General features: G+C 72.2%; 16 protein-coding genes. 11 read left to right on the forward strand and 5 right to left on the reverse strand.

Annotated features, from left to right (window positions below; all coding sequences use genetic code 11):
* Nucleotides 1–77: 77 nt before the first annotated feature.
* Complete coding sequence (gene argG / locus ATC03_RS18025) at nt 78–1,505, forward strand: argininosuccinate synthase (protein WP_067880193.1); 1,428 nt, start codon at nt 78–80, stop codon at nt 1,503–1,505.
* Between the two features lie 94 nt (nt 1,506–1,599).
* Here the strand turns inward: argG and ATC03_RS18030 are convergent, their stop codons facing one another.
* Complete coding sequence (locus ATC03_RS18030) at nt 1,600–1,944, reverse strand: hypothetical protein (protein ID WP_067880196.1); 345 nt, start codon at nt 1,942–1,944, stop codon at nt 1,600–1,602.
* A 297-nt stretch (nt 1,945–2,241) separates the two neighbouring features.
* Here ATC03_RS18030 and cls point away from each other — a divergent pair, with 297 nt between their 5' ends.
* The 4 genes from cls (at nt 2,242) to ATC03_RS18050 (ending at nt 7,025) form a co-directional block, all read left to right on the forward strand.
* Entirely contained in the window at nt 2,242–3,738 is a 1,497-nt protein-coding gene (cls, locus tag ATC03_RS18035) for a cardiolipin synthase (RefSeq protein WP_067880200.1), read from the forward strand.
* A 112-nt stretch (nt 3,739–3,850) separates the two neighbouring features.
* On the forward strand, nt 3,851–4,504 hold the full coding sequence (locus ATC03_RS18040; protein ID WP_067880203.1) for a TetR/AcrR family transcriptional regulator: 654 nt from the start codon (nt 3,851–3,853) through the stop codon (nt 4,502–4,504).
* The gene (locus tag ATC03_RS18045) at nt 4,501–5,169 is read left to right on the forward strand and encodes a hypothetical protein (protein ID WP_067880205.1); all 669 of its coding nucleotides are present in this window, start codon (nt 4,501–4,503) and stop codon (nt 5,167–5,169) included. The genes ATC03_RS18040 and ATC03_RS18045 overlap by 4 nt, the downstream gene beginning before the upstream one ends.
* Complete coding sequence (locus tag ATC03_RS18050) at nt 5,166–7,025, forward strand: YhgE/Pip domain-containing protein (protein ID WP_067880208.1); 1,860 nt, start codon at nt 5,166–5,168, stop codon at nt 7,023–7,025. Before ATC03_RS18045 ends, ATC03_RS18050 begins: the two co-directional genes overlap by 4 nt.
* A gap of 208 nt (nt 7,026–7,233) precedes the next feature.
* On the opposite strand, the gene ATC03_RS18055 is transcribed toward ATC03_RS18050, so the two are convergent.
* Entirely contained in the window at nt 7,234–7,926 is a 693-nt protein-coding gene (locus ATC03_RS18055; protein ID WP_067882552.1) for a DUF4386 domain-containing protein, read from the reverse strand.
* A gap of 4 nt (nt 7,927–7,930) precedes the next feature.
* Complete coding sequence (locus ATC03_RS18060; RefSeq protein ID WP_067880211.1) at nt 7,931–8,512, reverse strand: hypothetical protein; 582 nt, start codon at nt 8,510–8,512, stop codon at nt 7,931–7,933.
* Nucleotides 8,513–8,605: 93 nt separating this feature from the next.
* On the opposite strand from ATC03_RS18060, the gene ATC03_RS18065 reads away from it, so the two are divergent.
* On the forward strand, nt 8,606–9,250 hold the full coding sequence (locus ATC03_RS18065) for a TetR/AcrR family transcriptional regulator (protein ID WP_067880214.1): 645 nt from the start codon (nt 8,606–8,608) through the stop codon (nt 9,248–9,250).
* 96 nt (nt 9,251–9,346) lie between these two features.
* Here ATC03_RS18065 and ATC03_RS18070 read toward each other — a convergent pair whose 3' ends face one another.
* Nucleotides 9,347–9,715 (reverse strand): nuclear transport factor 2 family protein, encoded by a 369-nt coding sequence (locus ATC03_RS18070; protein WP_067880217.1) that lies wholly within the window; start codon nt 9,713–9,715, stop codon nt 9,347–9,349.
* 170 nt (nt 9,716–9,885) lie between these two features.
* Nucleotides 9,886–10,902 carry a magnesium and cobalt transport protein CorA gene (locus tag ATC03_RS18075; RefSeq protein ID WP_067880220.1) on the reverse strand — a complete coding sequence of 339 codons (1,017 nt, stop codon included), beginning with the start codon at nt 10,900–10,902 and terminating at the stop codon, nt 9,886–9,888.
* A gap of 248 nt (nt 10,903–11,150) precedes the next feature.
* Between ATC03_RS18075 and ATC03_RS18080 the strand changes: the two genes are divergently transcribed.
* The 5 genes from ATC03_RS18080 (at nt 11,151) to ATC03_RS21110 (ending at nt 16,297) form a co-directional block, all read left to right on the forward strand.
* On the forward strand, nt 11,151–12,275 hold the full coding sequence (locus tag ATC03_RS18080) for a polyprenyl synthetase family protein (protein ID WP_067880223.1): 1,125 nt from the start codon (nt 11,151–11,153) through the stop codon (nt 12,273–12,275).
* 195 nt (nt 12,276–12,470) lie between these two features.
* The gene (locus ATC03_RS18085; protein WP_067880227.1) at nt 12,471–13,793 is read left to right on the forward strand and encodes an inositol-3-phosphate synthase; all 1,323 of its coding nucleotides are present in this window, start codon (nt 12,471–12,473) and stop codon (nt 13,791–13,793) included.
* Nucleotides 13,790–14,683 (forward strand): SCO3242 family prenyltransferase, encoded by an 894-nt coding sequence (locus ATC03_RS18090; protein WP_067880230.1) that lies wholly within the window; start codon nt 13,790–13,792, stop codon nt 14,681–14,683. The genes ATC03_RS18085 and ATC03_RS18090 overlap by 4 nt, the downstream gene beginning before the upstream one ends.
* Nucleotides 14,680–15,564 (forward strand): sugar phosphate isomerase/epimerase family protein, encoded by an 885-nt coding sequence (locus tag ATC03_RS21105; protein WP_198168747.1) that lies wholly within the window; start codon nt 14,680–14,682, stop codon nt 15,562–15,564. The genes ATC03_RS18090 and ATC03_RS21105 overlap by 4 nt, the downstream gene beginning before the upstream one ends.
* Nucleotides 15,545–16,297, forward strand: coding sequence for an EboA domain-containing protein (locus tag ATC03_RS21110; protein WP_067880233.1), 753 nt, complete (start codon nt 15,545–15,547; stop codon nt 16,295–16,297). The genes ATC03_RS21105 and ATC03_RS21110 overlap by 20 nt, the downstream gene beginning before the upstream one ends.
* The last annotated feature ends 1 nt before the right edge of the window (nt 16,298 follow it).

Here is a 16,298-nt window from a genome sequence, read left to right on the forward strand (position 1 = left end):
GCTCGCATCAGGACGAGGCTTCTGCGCGGTCCCGGAGACGAACGGCGCGGCATCCCGCCCCAAGTAGGCTGGAGGGCATGTCGAAAGTCCTCTCCAGCCTCCCCGTCGGCGAACGCGTCGGCATCGCCTTCTCAGGCGGCCTCGACACCTCGGTCGCGGTCGCGTGGATGCGCGAGAAGGGCGCGATCCCCTGCACCTACACGGCAGACCTCGGCCAGCCCGACGAGCCCGACGTCGAGGCCGTTCCCGGCCGCGCGATCGAGTACGGCGCCGAGCTCTCGCGACTGGTCGACTGCCGTGCGGCGCTCGTCGAGGAGGGGCTCGTGGCCCTGCAGTGCGGTGCGTTCCACATCCGCTCGGGCGGCAAGGCCTACTTCAACACGACCCCGCTCGGCCGCGCGGTCACGGGCACGCTGCTCGTGCGCGCGATGCTCGAAGACGGCGTCGACATCTGGGGCGACGGGTCGACCTACAAGGGCAACGACATCGAGCGGTTCTACCGCTACGGCCTCATGGCCAACCCGCGCCTGCGCATCTACAAGCCGTGGCTCGACGCCGACTTCGTCACCGAACTGGGCGGCCGCGCCGAGATGAGCGAGTGGCTGCAGCAGCGCGACCTGCCGTACCGCGCCTCCGCCGAGAAGGCGTACTCGACCGACGCGAACATCTGGGGCGCGACGCACGAGGCCAAGGTGCTCGAGGAGCTCAGCGAGGGCATCACCACGGTCGAGCCGATCATGGGCGTGAAGTTCTGGGACGAGAGCGTCGAGATCGCGGCCGAAGACGTCACCGTCACGTTCGAGCAGGGCCGCCCGGTCGCGCTCAACGGCGTGCGCTTCGACGACGCGGTCGAGCTGGTGCTCGAGGCGAACGCCATCGGCGGCCGTCACGGGCTCGGCATGAGCGACCAGATCGAGAACCGCATCATCGAGGCGAAGTCTCGCGGCATCTACGAGGCCCCGGGCATGGCGCTGCTGCACCTCGCCTACGAGCGCCTCGTCAACGCGATCCACAATGAAGACACGATCGCGAACTACCACAACGAGGGCCGCCGCCTCGGCCGCCTCATGTACGAGGGCCGCTGGCTCGATCCGCAGTCGCTCATGCTGCGCGAGTCGATCGTGCGCTGGGTCGCCTCGGCCGTCACCGGCGAGGTCACGGTGCGCCTGCGCCGCGGCGACGACTACACGATCATGAACACGACCGGCCCCTCGCTCAGCTACCAGCCCGAGAAGCTCTCGATGGAGCGCGTCGGCGACCAGGCCTTCGGCCCTGAAGATCGCATCGGCCAGCTGACCATGCGCAACCTCGACATCGCCGACTCGCGCGCCCGCCTCGAGCAGTACGCCCGCCTCAACCTCGTGGGCGGCGCGACCGCGGCCCTCGTCGGCGACCTCACGGTCGGCGATGCGGCGCAGATCCTCGCGGGCTCGGGCGAGACCGACCTCGAGGCCGCGACCGATGCCGCGAACGAGGCCTCGGCGTTCGACCTCGGCACCGACTGAGCCGACCGCTCGAACACGCGAGCAGGGCCCGTTCCAATCGGAACGGGCCCTGCTCGCGTCGGTGGCCGGGCGCGCGCTCAGGCAGCGCTGCCCGTCACTGCGGCGGACCTCCGTCGTCCTCGCAGCCGCTCGCGATGAAGTCGTCGCGACCGGATCCGGCGAACGAGATCACCTCACCCTTCGACGTGTAGCTGAACGCCGGCCAGACGTCCTCTTCGTCCTGGTGCTTGAAGTGCGCTCGGACGACCGCGATCTTGTCGGTCTCGATGTAGACGTACGGGTTCTTCTCGCTGTGCGTGGCGTGGCAGAACGCGATCCTGTGCTCGCCGTCGGGTGTCGGCTTCGACGCGTTCGCCGCGACGGACGCTCCGAACACGCTCACGGCAACGAACGGGACTGCTGCCAGGATCGCCGTGATCCTGCGCTTCGATGCGTGCATGATGAACTCCTCTCAGTTCTGCGCCACATCCAACTCCTTTCGCGGCGCAACGGCAGCCCTCGTGCGCCATTCGGCACTCGGCGCGCTCCCCCAGTCAGGGGGTCAGCCGCATGGCCGCCCGCCCAGCACACGGGCGACACGGCGAGGGGTGGATGCCGCGGCATCCGCCCCTCGCCCGGTACCGCGGTGCCATACTCGGCGTATCGCCCGCCGAGCGCCGCTCCGAGCCGCGCGCAGGCCCGATCTTCGAGGAGCCCCGATGACCGCACCCGCCTCGATCGCGACGGAGCCCCTCCGATGAGCACCGAACTCTCGACGTTCATCGGCGTTCTGCTGGTGCTGGCCGATCTCGCCATCCGCATCGCCGCCCTCATCATCGTGCCGCGCGACCGCAAGCCGACCGCGGCGATGGCCTGGCTGCTCGCGATCTTCCTGATCCCGTTCGTGGGCATCGTGCTGTTCCTCCTCATCGGCAACGTGAAGCTCTCGAAGCGACGGCGGGCGAAGCAGGCCGAGATCGATCGCGTGCTCCAGGAGCGCGCTTCGGTACTCGCGCCGGAGCCGGATGCCGCGTGGCCGGCGTGGTTCGCGACGACCGTCGAGCAGAACCGCCGCCTCGGCGCCCTGCCAGCGGTGGCGGGCGAGTCGGCCGAGCTCATCGGCGACTACGGGGCGTCGATCGCGGCGATGACCGCCGACCTCGACACCGCTGAACGGTACGTGCACGTGGAGTTCTACATCGTCGCGTTCGACGACGTGACGAAGGACTTCTTCGCGGCCATGGAGCGCGCGGTGGCCCGCGGTGTGACCGTACGCCTCCTGCTCGACCATGTCGCGTCGCGCCGGGTCAGCGTGCACGAGGCCACCTTCGCCGAACTCGACCGCATCGGCGTGCAGTGGCACTTCCTGCTGCCGTTCCAGCCGTTCAAGGGCAACTACGAGCGGCCCGACCTGCGCAACCACCGCAAGCTCGTCGTCGTCGACGGGCGCGTCGCCTACACGGGCTCGCAGAACCTCATCTCGCGCGACTACGACTCCCCGAAGAACCAGAAGCGCGGGCTCATGTGGCAGGAGCTCGTGGTCCGCCTCACCGGGCCCGTGGTGCGGTCGGTCGATGCGGTGTTCCGCTCCGACTGGTACGCCGAGACCGACGAGCTGCTCGATGCGGTGGGTGGCGCCGATGCGCCGCCAGCCGTCGAGACGCCAGCGCACGCCGACGGCGGCGCGGCCGCGGCATCCGCCCCCCTGGTGTGCCAGGTCGTGCCGAGCGGGCCCGCCTACGAGGACGAGAACAACCTGCGGCTGTTCCTCTCGCTGGTCGCCTCGGCACAGGAACGCGTCATCATCACGAGCCCGTACTTCGTGCCCGACGAGGCCATGATGTACGCGATCACGTCGGCGAAGCTGCGCGGGCTCGACGTGCAGCTGTTCGTCTCGGAACTCGGCGACCAGGGGTCGGTCTGGCACGCGCAACGCTCGTACTACGGGGCGCTGCTGCGGGCCGGCGTGCGGATCTGGCTGTACCCGGCGCCGTACATCCTGCACGCGAAGCACCTCTCGATCGACGACGACGTCGCGGTCATCGGGTCGAGCAACATGGACATCCGCTCGTTCAACCTCAACTACGAGATCTCGCTCATGGTGCGCAGCGCCTCGTTCGTCGCCGACATGCGCCAGGTCGAGCAGGGGTACCGGGACGCCGGGCGCGAGCTCACGCTCGAGGAGTGGAATCGCGAGCCGCTCTCGCGGACGTTCTTCGATGGGGTCGCGCGGCTCACGTCGGCGCTGCAGTAGGGGTCGTGCGGGGGCGCTGGTCTCGAGACGCTCCTGCGTCGCTCCTCGACCGGCGGAGTCCGCATCCGAATAACTTGCACATGAGTGTGCACGTTTGTTGTACGATGGTGGGATGCCGACCATCACCGACGAGGTTCGACGCGCTCCCCGTCGGGATGCCGCCGCGAACCGCCAAGCCCTGCTGACCGCAGCCGCCGAAGCCCTGGGCGAGAACCCCGACGCCTCGCTCGAGGCCATCGCGAGCGCCGCCGGCCTCACCCGTCGCGCGCTGTACGGGCACTTCGCCGGCCGCGACGAACTCGTGGCCGCGCTCATCGAGTCGGGTGCGACGCGGATCAACCTCGTCGCGACCCAGACCGATCACCCCGACGCCCCGACCGCCCTCGCGATGCTCGGCGCCCGCCTCTGGCATGCGATCGGCCACGTGCGCCTGCTCGCCGCGATGGCCGTGCGCGAGCCGCACGTCGACCAGGTCGCCGCCGCGCTCGCGCCGGTGCGCGAACGCCTCGACGCGATCGTCGCGCGCGGCGTCGCCGACGGCGGCATCCGGCCAGACATCGCGCCAGGGACGCTCGCCAGGCTCATCGAGCGGTCCGCCATCGCCGTGCTGCTCGAGGCATCCGTCGCCCCGCTCACCGATGCCGAGGGCCACCGACTCGTCATGGCCTCGGTGCTCGGCACCGCCGGTCTCGGGTGGCGCGAAGCGGGAGCGCTCATCGACTCGACCCCCGAACTCTCGATCGAGCGCATGGAGGCCCTCGTATGAGGATCGAACTGCAGGCTGTCGCCAAGGGCCGTCGCGCCCACGTGCTGCCGACCACGACCGTCGCCTTCGAATCCGGCCGGGTCACGCTCGCGCGTGCCGAGACCGAGCAGCGACCGACCGTGCTCGGGCTCATCGCCGCGGGGCGCATGCGGCCTGAGTCCGGCGCCGTGCTCATCGACGGCCGAACGGATGCCGCGGCGATCCGCCGACGCATCGCCCTCGTCGATGCTCCGAGCGTCAGCGACCCGGCACCCGACATCACGGTCGCGGGCGTCGCCGCCGAGGAGCTCATGTTCGCCGGCGTCGCGTCGCACCCGATCGCGGTCGCGAACCGGCTGAGCGACCTCGGGCTCTCGGAGGTCGCGCGCATCCCCATCTCGAACGTCGACCCGCGCGAACGGCTGCGACTGCTGACCGAGCTCGCGATCCTCCGCGACGGGGTCGAGGGGCTCGTGCTCGTCTCGCCCGACCGGCACGGCGGCGACCCCGTCGAGTGGTGGAACCTGGCGGGCTCGCTCGCCGACCGCGGCTTCGCCGTGCTCGTCATCGCGGGCGACGCCTCGGCCGCCGCACTCGCCGCCGACGCGATGCTCGAACGCATGCAGGGCGACGAACCCGACGAGGCCGTCGAACACGAGGTCATCGCCGAGGGAGGCCTCGCATGAAGGTTCCGCAGATGATCGCCGCCGAGTTCCGGCGCCTGTTCTCGACGCGCATGTCGGTGATCGCGCTGATCGCGCTCGTCGCCGTGCCCGTGCTCTACGGCGGGCTCTACCTCTGGGCCAACCAAGACCCGTACGCGAAGCTCAACGAGGTGCCGGTGGCCCTCGTCGTCGCCGACGAGGGCACGCCCGCCACCGACGACGCCCCCGCCCGCAACGTCGGCGACGAGGTCGCCGACGAGCTCATCGACGGGAACGCCTTCGAATGGCATCGCGTGTCGGCCGAGGAGGCCGAAGCCGGCCTCACCGACTCGAGTTACGACTTCGTCATCACGCTGCCCGCCGACTTCAGCGACGCGCTCGCGTCGATCCAGACCGACGAACCGCGGCAGGCCGAGATCATCCTCGAGACGAGCGACGCCAACAGCTACCTCGCCGGCACCATCGGCGAGCAGGCCGTGAAGACCATCCGCACGACCGTCGCCGAACAGGTTGGGCGCGAGGCGGCGTCGCTGCTGCTCGACTCGATCTCGACGATCCGCGGCAAGCTCGTCGAGGCGGCCGACGGTGCGCAGCAACTCGTCGACGGCACCGCGACGGCGATCGACGGCTCCTCGAAGCTCGGTGCCGGCGCGTCCGCGCTGGCCGACGGCAATGCCGCCCTCGCGACCGGAACGCAGCAGCTCGCCGAGGGCAGCGCCACGCTCGCCGACGGTGCGCAGCAGGTCGCCGACGGCAACGCGCAGCTCGCGACCTCCGCCGATCGCGTCGGGTCCGTCGTGGGTCAGGCTGCCGCGTCGGTGCCGCAGGCGCGCGCCGAGATCCAGGCCCGACTCGCCGCCGCGGGCGTCGACCAGGCCACGATCGACGACGTGCTCGCCCGCCTCGATCCCGTCGCCGACGACATCGCGGCCGGCAACGATCGCGTGCAGGAGGTCGTCGGCCAGATCGATCAGCTCGCCGCGGGCAGCGCCCAGGTGGCGAGCGGGTCGGCGACGCTGGCCGCCGGAGCGCAGACGGCCGCTGACGGGGCGTCGGCCGCGGCATCCGGAGCGGCGACGCTGCGCGACGGCATCGGCACCCTCGGCGACGGACTCGGCACGCTCGAGGCCGGCACGCAGACCCTGCACACCGGCCTCGCCGACGGCGCCGCGCAGATCCCCGACTCCGACCAGGCCACGCGCGACGCGCAGGCGAAGACCATCGCCGACCCCGTCTCGCTCGAGACCGACGCCCTGACCGAGGCCGGCAACTACGGCGCGGGCCTCGCGCCGTTCTTCGCCGCGCTCGCGGGTTGGATCGGCATCTACGCGCTCTTCCTCATCGTGAAGCCGATCTCGCGGCGCGCGATCACGGCCCTGCACTCGCCGATCCGGGTGACCCTCGCCGGCTGGCTGACCCCCGGCATCCTGGGCGCCGTGCAGATGATCGGCCTGTTCACGGTGCTCGCGGTGACGCTCGGGTTCCCGATGACGCATCCGCTCGGCACGCTCGGGGTCATGGTGCTCGCGTCGGCGACGTATGCGGCGATCATCCTCGCGCTGAACGTGTGGCTCGGCTCGGTCGGGCAGTTCCTCGGGCTCGTGCTCATGGTGCTGCAACTCGTGACCGCGGGCGGCACGTTCCCCTGGCAGACCCTGCCCGCACCGCTCGCCGCGCTGCACCACGTGCTGCCCATGGGCTACGTCGTCGACATGATGCGCCAGTTCATGTACGGCGGCGACCTCGGGCGGGCCGCGTCCGACGCGGTCGTGCTGCTCATCTGGATGGTCGGCGCCCTCGTGCTCGCCGCCATCGGCGTGACTCGCATGACGCACTTCCGCACGCTGCGCGACCTGCAGCCCAGCCTCATCGGCTGATCGACGAAGCGGGCTCGACTGATCCGAATTCGCTCTGCCAGTTCCGCCTCAACCGATGAGGCGGAACTGGCATTGCGTTTCAGCGGAAGTCGAACCTGGCGTCGCGTCGGCCGACGAGCGCGTCGCCGTGCGCGGGTCATGAGTCGAGGGGCGGATGCCGCGGCATCCGCCCCTCTTCCGCACCGTCGCGGGTGCTCGGCCACCGAGCTCAGAGCGGGAACAGCAGGGCGACGCCCGTGCCGACGAGCCACACCGACCAGGCCATGTAGGCGAACGGCGTGACCGCACCCGCGAGCCGCCAGCCGCGCTCCTCGAAGCCGCCGACGAACTCGAGCGAGCAGAGCGCCAGCACAGCGCCGACGAGGATGCCGGCGAGCCCGATCCACCACGGCACCGTGGCGGATTGCATGATCGCGACGCCGACGAGGATCGTCCACGCGCCGCTGAAGAGGTAGCCGAGGTGCTCGCCCACGGCGACGCCCAGGTAGCGGTTGAACGACTGGAACACGATCTCGATCGCCTCGCGGCGCGCGGGGGACGCATCGGGGTCTGCGCTCTCCCTCGCCAGGTACGGAACGAGGAACGGCCAGCGCACGAGGCCCAGGAACTGCACCGCGGCCGCGAGCACCCCGATGACGAGGCCCGTCGCGACGAGCGTCGCATCGGCGCCGACCAGCGTGCCGGCGACGAGCACGGAGGCCGGAGCGAGCAGCACGGCCGTCATCGCGAAGAACCACCAGAGGAGCACCAGCGACGACCCGCCCTCGCGGAAGCGCTCGAGCACCTCGCGCGTGGGCCTGCGCAGGATGTCGGGGTACGAGAACCGCGCGGCGAGGGCCGCGAACGCGACGTTGAACGCGATCGGGAGCACGATCAACAGGATGCCGGTGGCGATGCGCATCACGTCAGGCCTCCGTCGTGGCGAGGTCGGCCGGGGAAGCCTGCTGCGCGGGCCGGGACTGTGACTCGCGCCGCTTCGGTCGCGGGCCGAGGATCCAGCGGAGCACCAGACCGGTGAGCACCATCGCGACGACCGCACCACTCGAGCCGAAGACGACGTGGCCCCGGTCGAGGTCGACGATGACGAACGACGTGATGACCCACGCGGCGGCCCAGGAGAGCGCGACGACCGCGGCCCAGAGCATGCCGACGCGAAGACGCGCGCCGAGCACGACCGCCTGCGCCGCCCCCACCAGGAGGCCGGTCACGAGCCCGGTGAGCGCAGCCGCCACCGGGGCGACGGGCGGCCCGAACAGCGCTGCCGACAACGCGGATCCGGCGCCGAACGCGACCGTCGTCGCGACGGGCCAGCGCCAGTCGACGGTGCGCCCGAGCGCGAGCCACTGGGCGCCGCCGAGGATCGCACCGGCGATCACTCCCGCCGCGAGCGCCGTCATCGAGTCGGTCACCGATCCGACGGCGAGCATCGCGAGCAGGCCGCCGAGCGGAAAGGCGAGGAACGTGGGAATCCAGCGAAGGAAGGACATGCGGTACTCCGATCTGCGTTGCGTACGTCGTACGTTATCGCATAATGTACGATGTACGCAACATATCGAGACACCTGGCATCGAGGAGCACGGATGACCGACACCACCGCCCCACGCGAACGGCGGCGCCGCAACTCCCTCACCGAAGACGAGATCCTCGACGCCGCCGAGGCCGTCGCCGCAGACGGGTTCGCGGCCCTGACCATCCGCGCGGTCGCCGACGCGCTCGGCGCGTCGCCCATGGCGCTCTACCGCTACTTCGCGACGAAGGACGAGCTCGTCGACGCCCTGCTCGACCGCGTGCTCGGGCGCTTCGAGTTCGGCGACGAATCCGGCGCATCCGGTGATCCCCGGGCCGACCTCGACGACTTCGCGCACCGGCACCTCGCGCTGCTGCTCGAACACCCGTGGGCCGTCGCGGCGCTCGTCGCGCACCCGTTGCCGGGCCCCAACGCCTTCCCGATCGGCGAGCGCGCCCTCGCGATCCTCGAGCGCGCGGGCATCACCGGCGACGACGCGGTCGCCCTCTTCAGCGGCATCCTCGCGCTCAACTACGGGTGGGCCTCGTTCGCGGTCTCGCGCGACGAGCCCGACGCGGCCTCGAGCATGGCGCGCCTCTTCGCCGCCACGGCGCCCGGCCTGCCCCGCACCGCCGCGGTCGCCGCCGAAATGCAGCGCTACGGCAGCGAGGACCACTACGACCGCGTGATCGCGCGCCTGCTGCACACGGTCGGCTGAGCCGACGGCTGACCCGCCGACCCACCAACGCGCGGCACGACGAGAGGGGCGGATGCCGCGGCATCCGCCCCTCTGGAGGTTCGCGTCGAGCCCGCGCTACGCGGGCGTCTGCTGGTGCGCCGCCACGTGCCAGGCGCCGTCGTCGTAGACGTACGTGGTCGACATGCGGAGGTTCGCGGTGTCGTCGCCACGGCGGGCGACCGCCCGGTAGACGACGATGCCCGCGCGATCGCCGAGACGGATCACCGCGGGCTCGTGCAGTTCGTAGGACTCCCACGGCGGCGTCGCGCGGAAGCGGGCGAGGATCTCGTCTCGACCGAGCGTCGCCCCCTCGACGACCATGAGGGCATCGCGGGTCATCGAGCGTTGGTAGTGCTCGCCGCCGCGACCGTCGAGGATCGCCTTCCATCCGGCGTGCTCTTCGTGCAACAGACGGGCGGGCAGATCATCGGTGATCTCGGTCATGGCGACAACGCTAACCGCGATCGGATGCCGCGGCTAGGGCGTTCTCGACCCTGCCCCGGAGATTCTCGGCGACACGCCGATCCGGACCGGCGCCACGCCAGAGCGCCAGCGCGGATCCGGAGTTCGGGCGGCGTCGGCGCCCGGCCGCGGCATCCGCCCCGCTGCCCTTCCTACAGCCAGCCCTTGCGCTTGAAGAGGCCGTAGAGCACGCCCGCGAAGGCGAGCATGAGTGCGAGGGCGAACGGGTAGCCCCAGGGCTCGTCGAGCTCGGGCATGTGCGTGAAGTTCATGCCGTAGATGCCGGCCACGAGGGTCGGCGCGAAGATGATCGCCGCCCAGCTCGACACCTTCTTGGCCTGCTCACTCTGGGCGACGGCCGCCTCGGAGAGCACCTTCGTCTCCTCGTTCTGGCGCTGCGCCACGAGCGTGGAGTGCACCTGCAGCGCGTTCTGCAGCAACTGGCGGAACGTGTCGCCGTGCTCGACGATGCGCAGCACGTGGTCCTTCACGTCGCGCAGGTACCGCTGCAGTTCGAGGTCGACCGCGTACTTCTCGAACCCGCGCTCGAGCGCGTCGAACATGCCGACGAGCGGGCGCGTCGCGCGCTGGAACTCCATCACCTCGCTCGCAAGGTCGTAGATGCGACGCGTCACCTCGGGGTCGCCGGAGAAGAGCTGCTCCTCGATCTCGTCGATGTCGTTCTCGAGGCCCGCGTCGACGGGCGCGTACTCGTCGACGACCTCGTCGAGCACGGCGTAGAGCACCGCTTCGGGCCCCCTCGCCAGCAGCTCGGGCGAGGATTCGAGGCGGCGACGCACCTTCGCGAGGTCGGGCGACTCGGCATGACGGATCGTGATCGCGTAGTCGGGGCCGGTGAACACGTGCAGCTCGCCGAACTCGACCTGCTCGACGTCGTCGAGGTAGCGGGCCGGGCGCAGCACCACGAAGAGCGAGTCGCCGTAGCGCTCGAGCTTCGCGCGCTGGTGCCCCTTGCGGGTGTCCTCGACGGCGAGCGGGTGGAGGCCGAACTCGGCCGCGAGCGCGTCGAGTTCGGCGTCGGTCGGCCGGTAGAGCCCGATCCACACGAACCCGCCGTGCGACTCATGGGTCTCGAAGGTCTCCTCGAGCGAGGCGGGGGTGGCGACCCGGAGGCCGTCCTTGTAGATCGCATTGTCGACGACGGGCACCGCGTCAGTCTGCCACCTGACCCCGCGCGACGAGCGCCCGTTCGTCGGAACGGCGGCCTTCGGCGCCAGTGATCTTTTGCACCTGAACGTACGAATGTCGTTCATTGACACTGCGACTTTCTGCGAAGTAGTCTGCACATCAGATCGCAAGGCGGCGAAACCGAGGTGGGTTCAGCACTCTCGTCACCGGTGCGATCCGGGCCGGCACCCGCTGGCATCCGCACCGGTCGACGACGACGGAGGTCTGCATGCTCCCCGCCCCGGTGATCGCTGCCGCCCTCGAACCAGCGCTCGAGCAGGGCCTCGAAGAACGCATCGACGACGCCCTCGGCGACGTCACCGCCCTCGCCGGCGCCCACTGGAACGAGATCGGGCGCCGCACCGAGATCGCTGGGCCCGAGATGGCGGACCTCGTTGCCGGCGCCCGGGCCGCCGACGGCGGCAAGTACCTGCGGCCCCGACTCGCGGCGGCCGCGTTTCTCGCGCACGGCGGCACGGATGTCGCGCTGCTGCGGCACGTCGCCGGCGCAGTGCAGCTCGTGCACCTCGCCCTCTGCGCCCACGACGACGTCATCGACGGCGATCGGGTGCGCCACGGCCGCCCGAACGTCATCGGCCGCACCGAGGCGAACACCCTCGCGGCCGGGCTCGGCGCTTCGGCCGCGATCCGCCAGGGCGAGGCGTCCGGCCTGCTCGCGGGCGACCTCGCGCTGAACGCCGCCGCCATCGCGCTCATCACGGCGCCCGCGCAGGACCGCGTACGCCTGCGTCTCGCGGCCGTCGCGCTCGACGCGATCGAGCAGACCGTCGCTGGCGAGCTGCTCGACGTGCGCAGCGAGACCCTGCCGCCCGAGCAGAGTCGGCCGCTGCTCGTCGCTCGGCTGAAGACGGCCGCATACAGCGTGACGCTGCCGTTGCAGCTCGGCGCGATCGCGGCGGGCGCCGACGGTTCGAGCACCGGCGACCCGGCGGAACTCGACCGTATCGAACGGGTGGGAACCGCGCTCGGCATCGCCTACCAGCTCGGCGACGACGACCTCGGACTGTTCGGCGCGACCGAGACGACCGGGAAGTCGACGATCTCCGACCTGCGCGACGGCAAGCGCACGGAGCACATCCGGCTCGCCCTCGAACGCGCCGCGCCGGCCGACCGCGCGCGCATCGTGCAGGCGCTCGGCTCGCCCGAGGCCGACGAGGAGGACGCCCGACGGGTCCGCGAGATCGTGACGGCGACCGGTGCCCGCGCCTCGGTCCACGAGCTGATCCGCACCCACCTCGAGCTCGGCATCCGCACCGCCAGGGCAGAGCTGCCGGCCCAGCTCGCCGAGTATCTCGCCGGGCTCGCCCTGTCGCTCAGGCACCGCACGAGCTGAGGATGCCGCGGCGCCAGCCCGCGACATCCGCAGGCCGCGAAGCACGACCCGCCAGGTACGACGCACGACCGAACAGACCAGAAGAACGCACCAGAAGAACAGACCGAAGACCAGACCAGACCAGACCAGAAGCCAAGCGAACACCGGCACCGGGCCCGCCCCGGACGCACGACCCCTCGATCGAAGGAGACCGACGTGGAGCACCACGCCCAGCACGAGCCCGCCGCCCAGCCGACCGAGGCCGACGGGGGCGCCCGCGCCACCGAGTGGACCAGGGGTCGCGTGGGCCTCTGGTTGATCGGAGCACGCGGGTCGGTCGCGACGACCGTCGCGGTCGGCGTGCACGCCCTCGGCGCGCGCATCGCGCCGCCGACCGGCTGCACGACGTCGGGCCCGGGGTTCGCCGAGGTTCCGCTGCCCGGGTTCGACGAGATCGTCATCGGCGGGCACGACCTCAGCACCACGCCGGTCGGGCTGCGCGCCGAGCAGCTCGCCGCCGCGGGCATGATCCCCGCCGCGATCGTCGCGGCGGTGCGCGACGAGCTCGACGCCGTCGATGCCGAGGTACGGCCCGGCTACGACCCGTCGACCCACACGGGCAGCCAGTCCGAGGCCGTCGCGCGGCTCGCCGCCGACCTCGTCGACTTCCGCGAGCGGAACGGCCTCGCACACGTCACGGTCGTCGACGTGTCGTCGACCGAGCCGCTGCCGGCCGACCGCCCCGAGTTCCACGACCCCGCGCTGCTCGCGGCCGCCATCGCCGAGCCCGGGGCCGCCGTGCTGCCGCCCAGCTCGATCGCGGCCCTCGCCGCGGTCGAGGCCGGCGCCTCGTACGCCTGCTTCACGCCCTCGGCCGGACTCGGCCTGCCGGCGCTCCGCGCCATCGCCCGACCGCGCATCGCGTTCGCCGGGCAGGACGGCAAGACCGGCGAGACCCTGCTGCGCACGGTGCTCGCGCCCATGTTCGTGGAGCGCGGCATGCACGTGCTCTCGTGGGCCGGCGCGAACCTCCTGGGCGGCGGTGACGGGCAGACGCTCGCCGACCCCGAGGCCGTGCGAAGCAAGCTCGCGTCGAAGACGCGCGGCCTGCACAGCCTCGTCGGCGAGCACGTCGTCGCCCCGCTGCACATCGACAACGTGCCCGACCTCGGCGACGTGAAGACCGCGTGGGACCACGTGCACGCCGAGGGGTTCCTGTCGAGCCGCATCACGCTGCAGACCACGTGGACCGCCTACGACTCCATGCTCGCCGCGCCGCTCGTGATCGACCTCGCGCGCCTGCTGTCGCTGGCCGGGGCCGCCGGGGTGCGCGGCGTCGTGCCGGCGCTCGGGAGCTTCTTCAAGGACCCGTGGGGCAGCGAGGTGCACGCGTTCGCCGACCAGTCGACGGCGCTCAAGTCATGGGCGGCCGACCTCGGCGAGCAGGTCGCGGGGCAGGATGCCGCGGGCGCCGCCGAGGGCCAGGCCGGCGCTGCGGCGCCCGGCGCCGACCCGGTGCCGATCGGCGGGGTGCGGTGACGACCGTCTCCGACGTCCTCGAACTGGTGCGCGCGCCGGCCGCGCTCACCGTGCTCGGCGACACCGCGGCGGGCGCCCAGGTCGCCGCAGGCGGCTTCGACCGGCGCGGATGGATGCTGCCGCTCGCCTCGGTCGCGATCTACAGCGGCGGCATGGCCCTGAACGACTGGGCCGACCGCGACCTCGACGCCGTCGAACGGCCGGAGCGGCCGATCCCGTCGGGGCGGATCAGCCCCCGGCGAGCACTCGCGGTCGCCGCCGGGCTCGGTGCGGTCGGGCTCGCGTTGGCCGCGGCCGGCGGCGGGCGACGCGGACTCGCGGTCGCGGCGCCGCTCGTGGCATCCGTCGCGCTGTACGACCTGGTCGCGAAGCCCACCACGGCCGGCCCGCTCGCGATGGCCGCGTGCCGCGGACTCGACGTGCTCCTCGGCGCCGGCGGGTCGCCGCGGGCGCTGCCGGCGGCACTCGCGATCGCCGTGCACACGCTCGGCGTCACCGCGCTCTCCCGCGGCGAGGTGCACGGCGGCTCGGCCGCCGACACCGCACTCTCGCTCGTCGCGACGGGCGCGGCCGCGGCCGCCGTCGACTCGGTGGGCCCCGGCGTGCAGACCGCTGCCGCGCGGCTCGGCGGTGCCGCCGGGTCGGCCGTCTACCTCGCCGCGGCACTGCCGGGGCAGTTGGCCGTCGTCGACGACCCCACGCCGAAGCGCGTACGCGATGCCACCCGGGCGGGCATCGGGTCGGTCGTGCCGTTGCAGGCGGCCATCGTCGCGCGGGGCGGCTCGCTCGCCATCGCGGCCGGCCTGATGGCGGTGCATGCGACGATCCGGCAGCGCGGCCGTCGTGGCCGGAAGCCCGGCACCGGGCCCGCCCGCGGAGACGTCACGTGAGCACGGACCTGCCCGGGGGCCTGCCCGATGCGCGGTTCACGCTCGGCTACGGCACGAACGGGTTCACGGATCATCCGCTCGACGACGCGATCACGGTGCTCGACGCGCTCGGTTACCGCGGTCTTGCGCTCACCCTCGGGCATCCGCACCTCGATCCCTTCGCGAGCGACGCCGACCGTACGGCCGCGCGAGTGCGGCGCCGGCTCGACGATCTCGGCTGGCGGGTCGTGATCGAGACGGGCACGCGGTACCTGCTCGACCCGTTCCGCAAGCACCGCCCCAACCTGCTCGACGACGACGCGAGCCTGCGCGAGGCGTTCCTGCGCCGCGCCATCGACCTCGGCGCGATCCTCGGCGCGGACTGCGTGTCGCTCTGGTCGGGCGTGCTGCCAGAGGGCGTCGAGCCGGGCCGGGCTCACGACCGCCTCCGCGTGCGCCTCGACGGGCTGGTCGACCAGGCCGCCGATGCGGGCGTCCCGCTCGCGTTCGAACCCGAGCCCGGCATGCTCGTCGAGACGGTCGCCGACGCCCTGGCGCTGCGCACCGATCTCGGCGACCCGGATGCGCTCGGCCTCACGGTCGACCTCGGCCACTGCGTCGTCGTCGAGCCCGAAGGGGTCGTCGGCGCCCTGCGCGCCGCAGGTGCGCTACTGCGCAACGTGCAGGTCGACGACATGCTGCCCGTCGCCCACGAGCACCTCGAACTCGGCCGCGGGACGCTCGACCTCACCGCTGCCCTGCGCACGCTCGACGAGCTCGACTACCGCGGCCTCGCCGCCGTCGAACTCCCCCGCCACGCGCACGACGCCCCCGGCGTCGCCGCCCGATCGATGACCGCACTCGAGAACGCCTGGAGGCACGATGCAGCACACGTGGACTGACGATGCCGTGCGGCAGATCGCCGCAGACCCCGACCGCATCGCGGAGCTGTTCCCCGCCGCGGGCCGCGAGGTGGGGCGCGCGCCGCTCGCGCCGGAGACCGATCCCCTCGGGCTCACCGCCGGCACCGAAGACGACCTCGCCCGCGAGGCGCTCGTCGCGGCGCTGCTCGACGCACTCCCGCCCGCCGAGGCGGCGGCCGAGCTCGCCGACCTGTACCGCTACGGCGACGACGCCGAGCGGCGCGGGGTGCTGCGAGGGCTCGGTGCGGCCGAGGCCGCCGGTGAGTTCGCGACGATCGATGCGGCAGTCATCGAGCGTGCGGATGTCTCGGGCGGTGCGGATGTCGCAGGCTCGCCGCCCGCGGCATCCGCACCGCCTGCGAACCTCGACCCCGTCGTCGCGGCCGGCCTGAGCCTGGTCGCCGAGGCGCTGCGCTCGAACGACCCGCGCCTGGTGGCCGCAGCACTCGGCCCGTTCGCCGCCGCGCACCTCGACCAGCACGCCTGGCGGCACGGCGTGCTGAAGGCGCTGTTCATGGGCATCCCACTCGACGCCGTGACCGACCTCGACCGCCGTGCCGACGCCGAGGTCGCCCGCATGGCCGCCGGCCTCGTCGCCGAGCGCCGCGCGGCATCACGAGACGTGACCGACGACATGACCCGGCTCGCCGCCGGGTACGAGTCGGCGACCACCGAGAACACCCCGAACACCACCGACCCTACGGAGGACTGAC

Origin of the sequence: Agromyces aureus (assembly GCF_001660485.1) — a bacterium.
Lineage (GTDB): Bacteria > Actinomycetota > Actinomycetes > Actinomycetales > Microbacteriaceae > Agromyces > Agromyces aureus.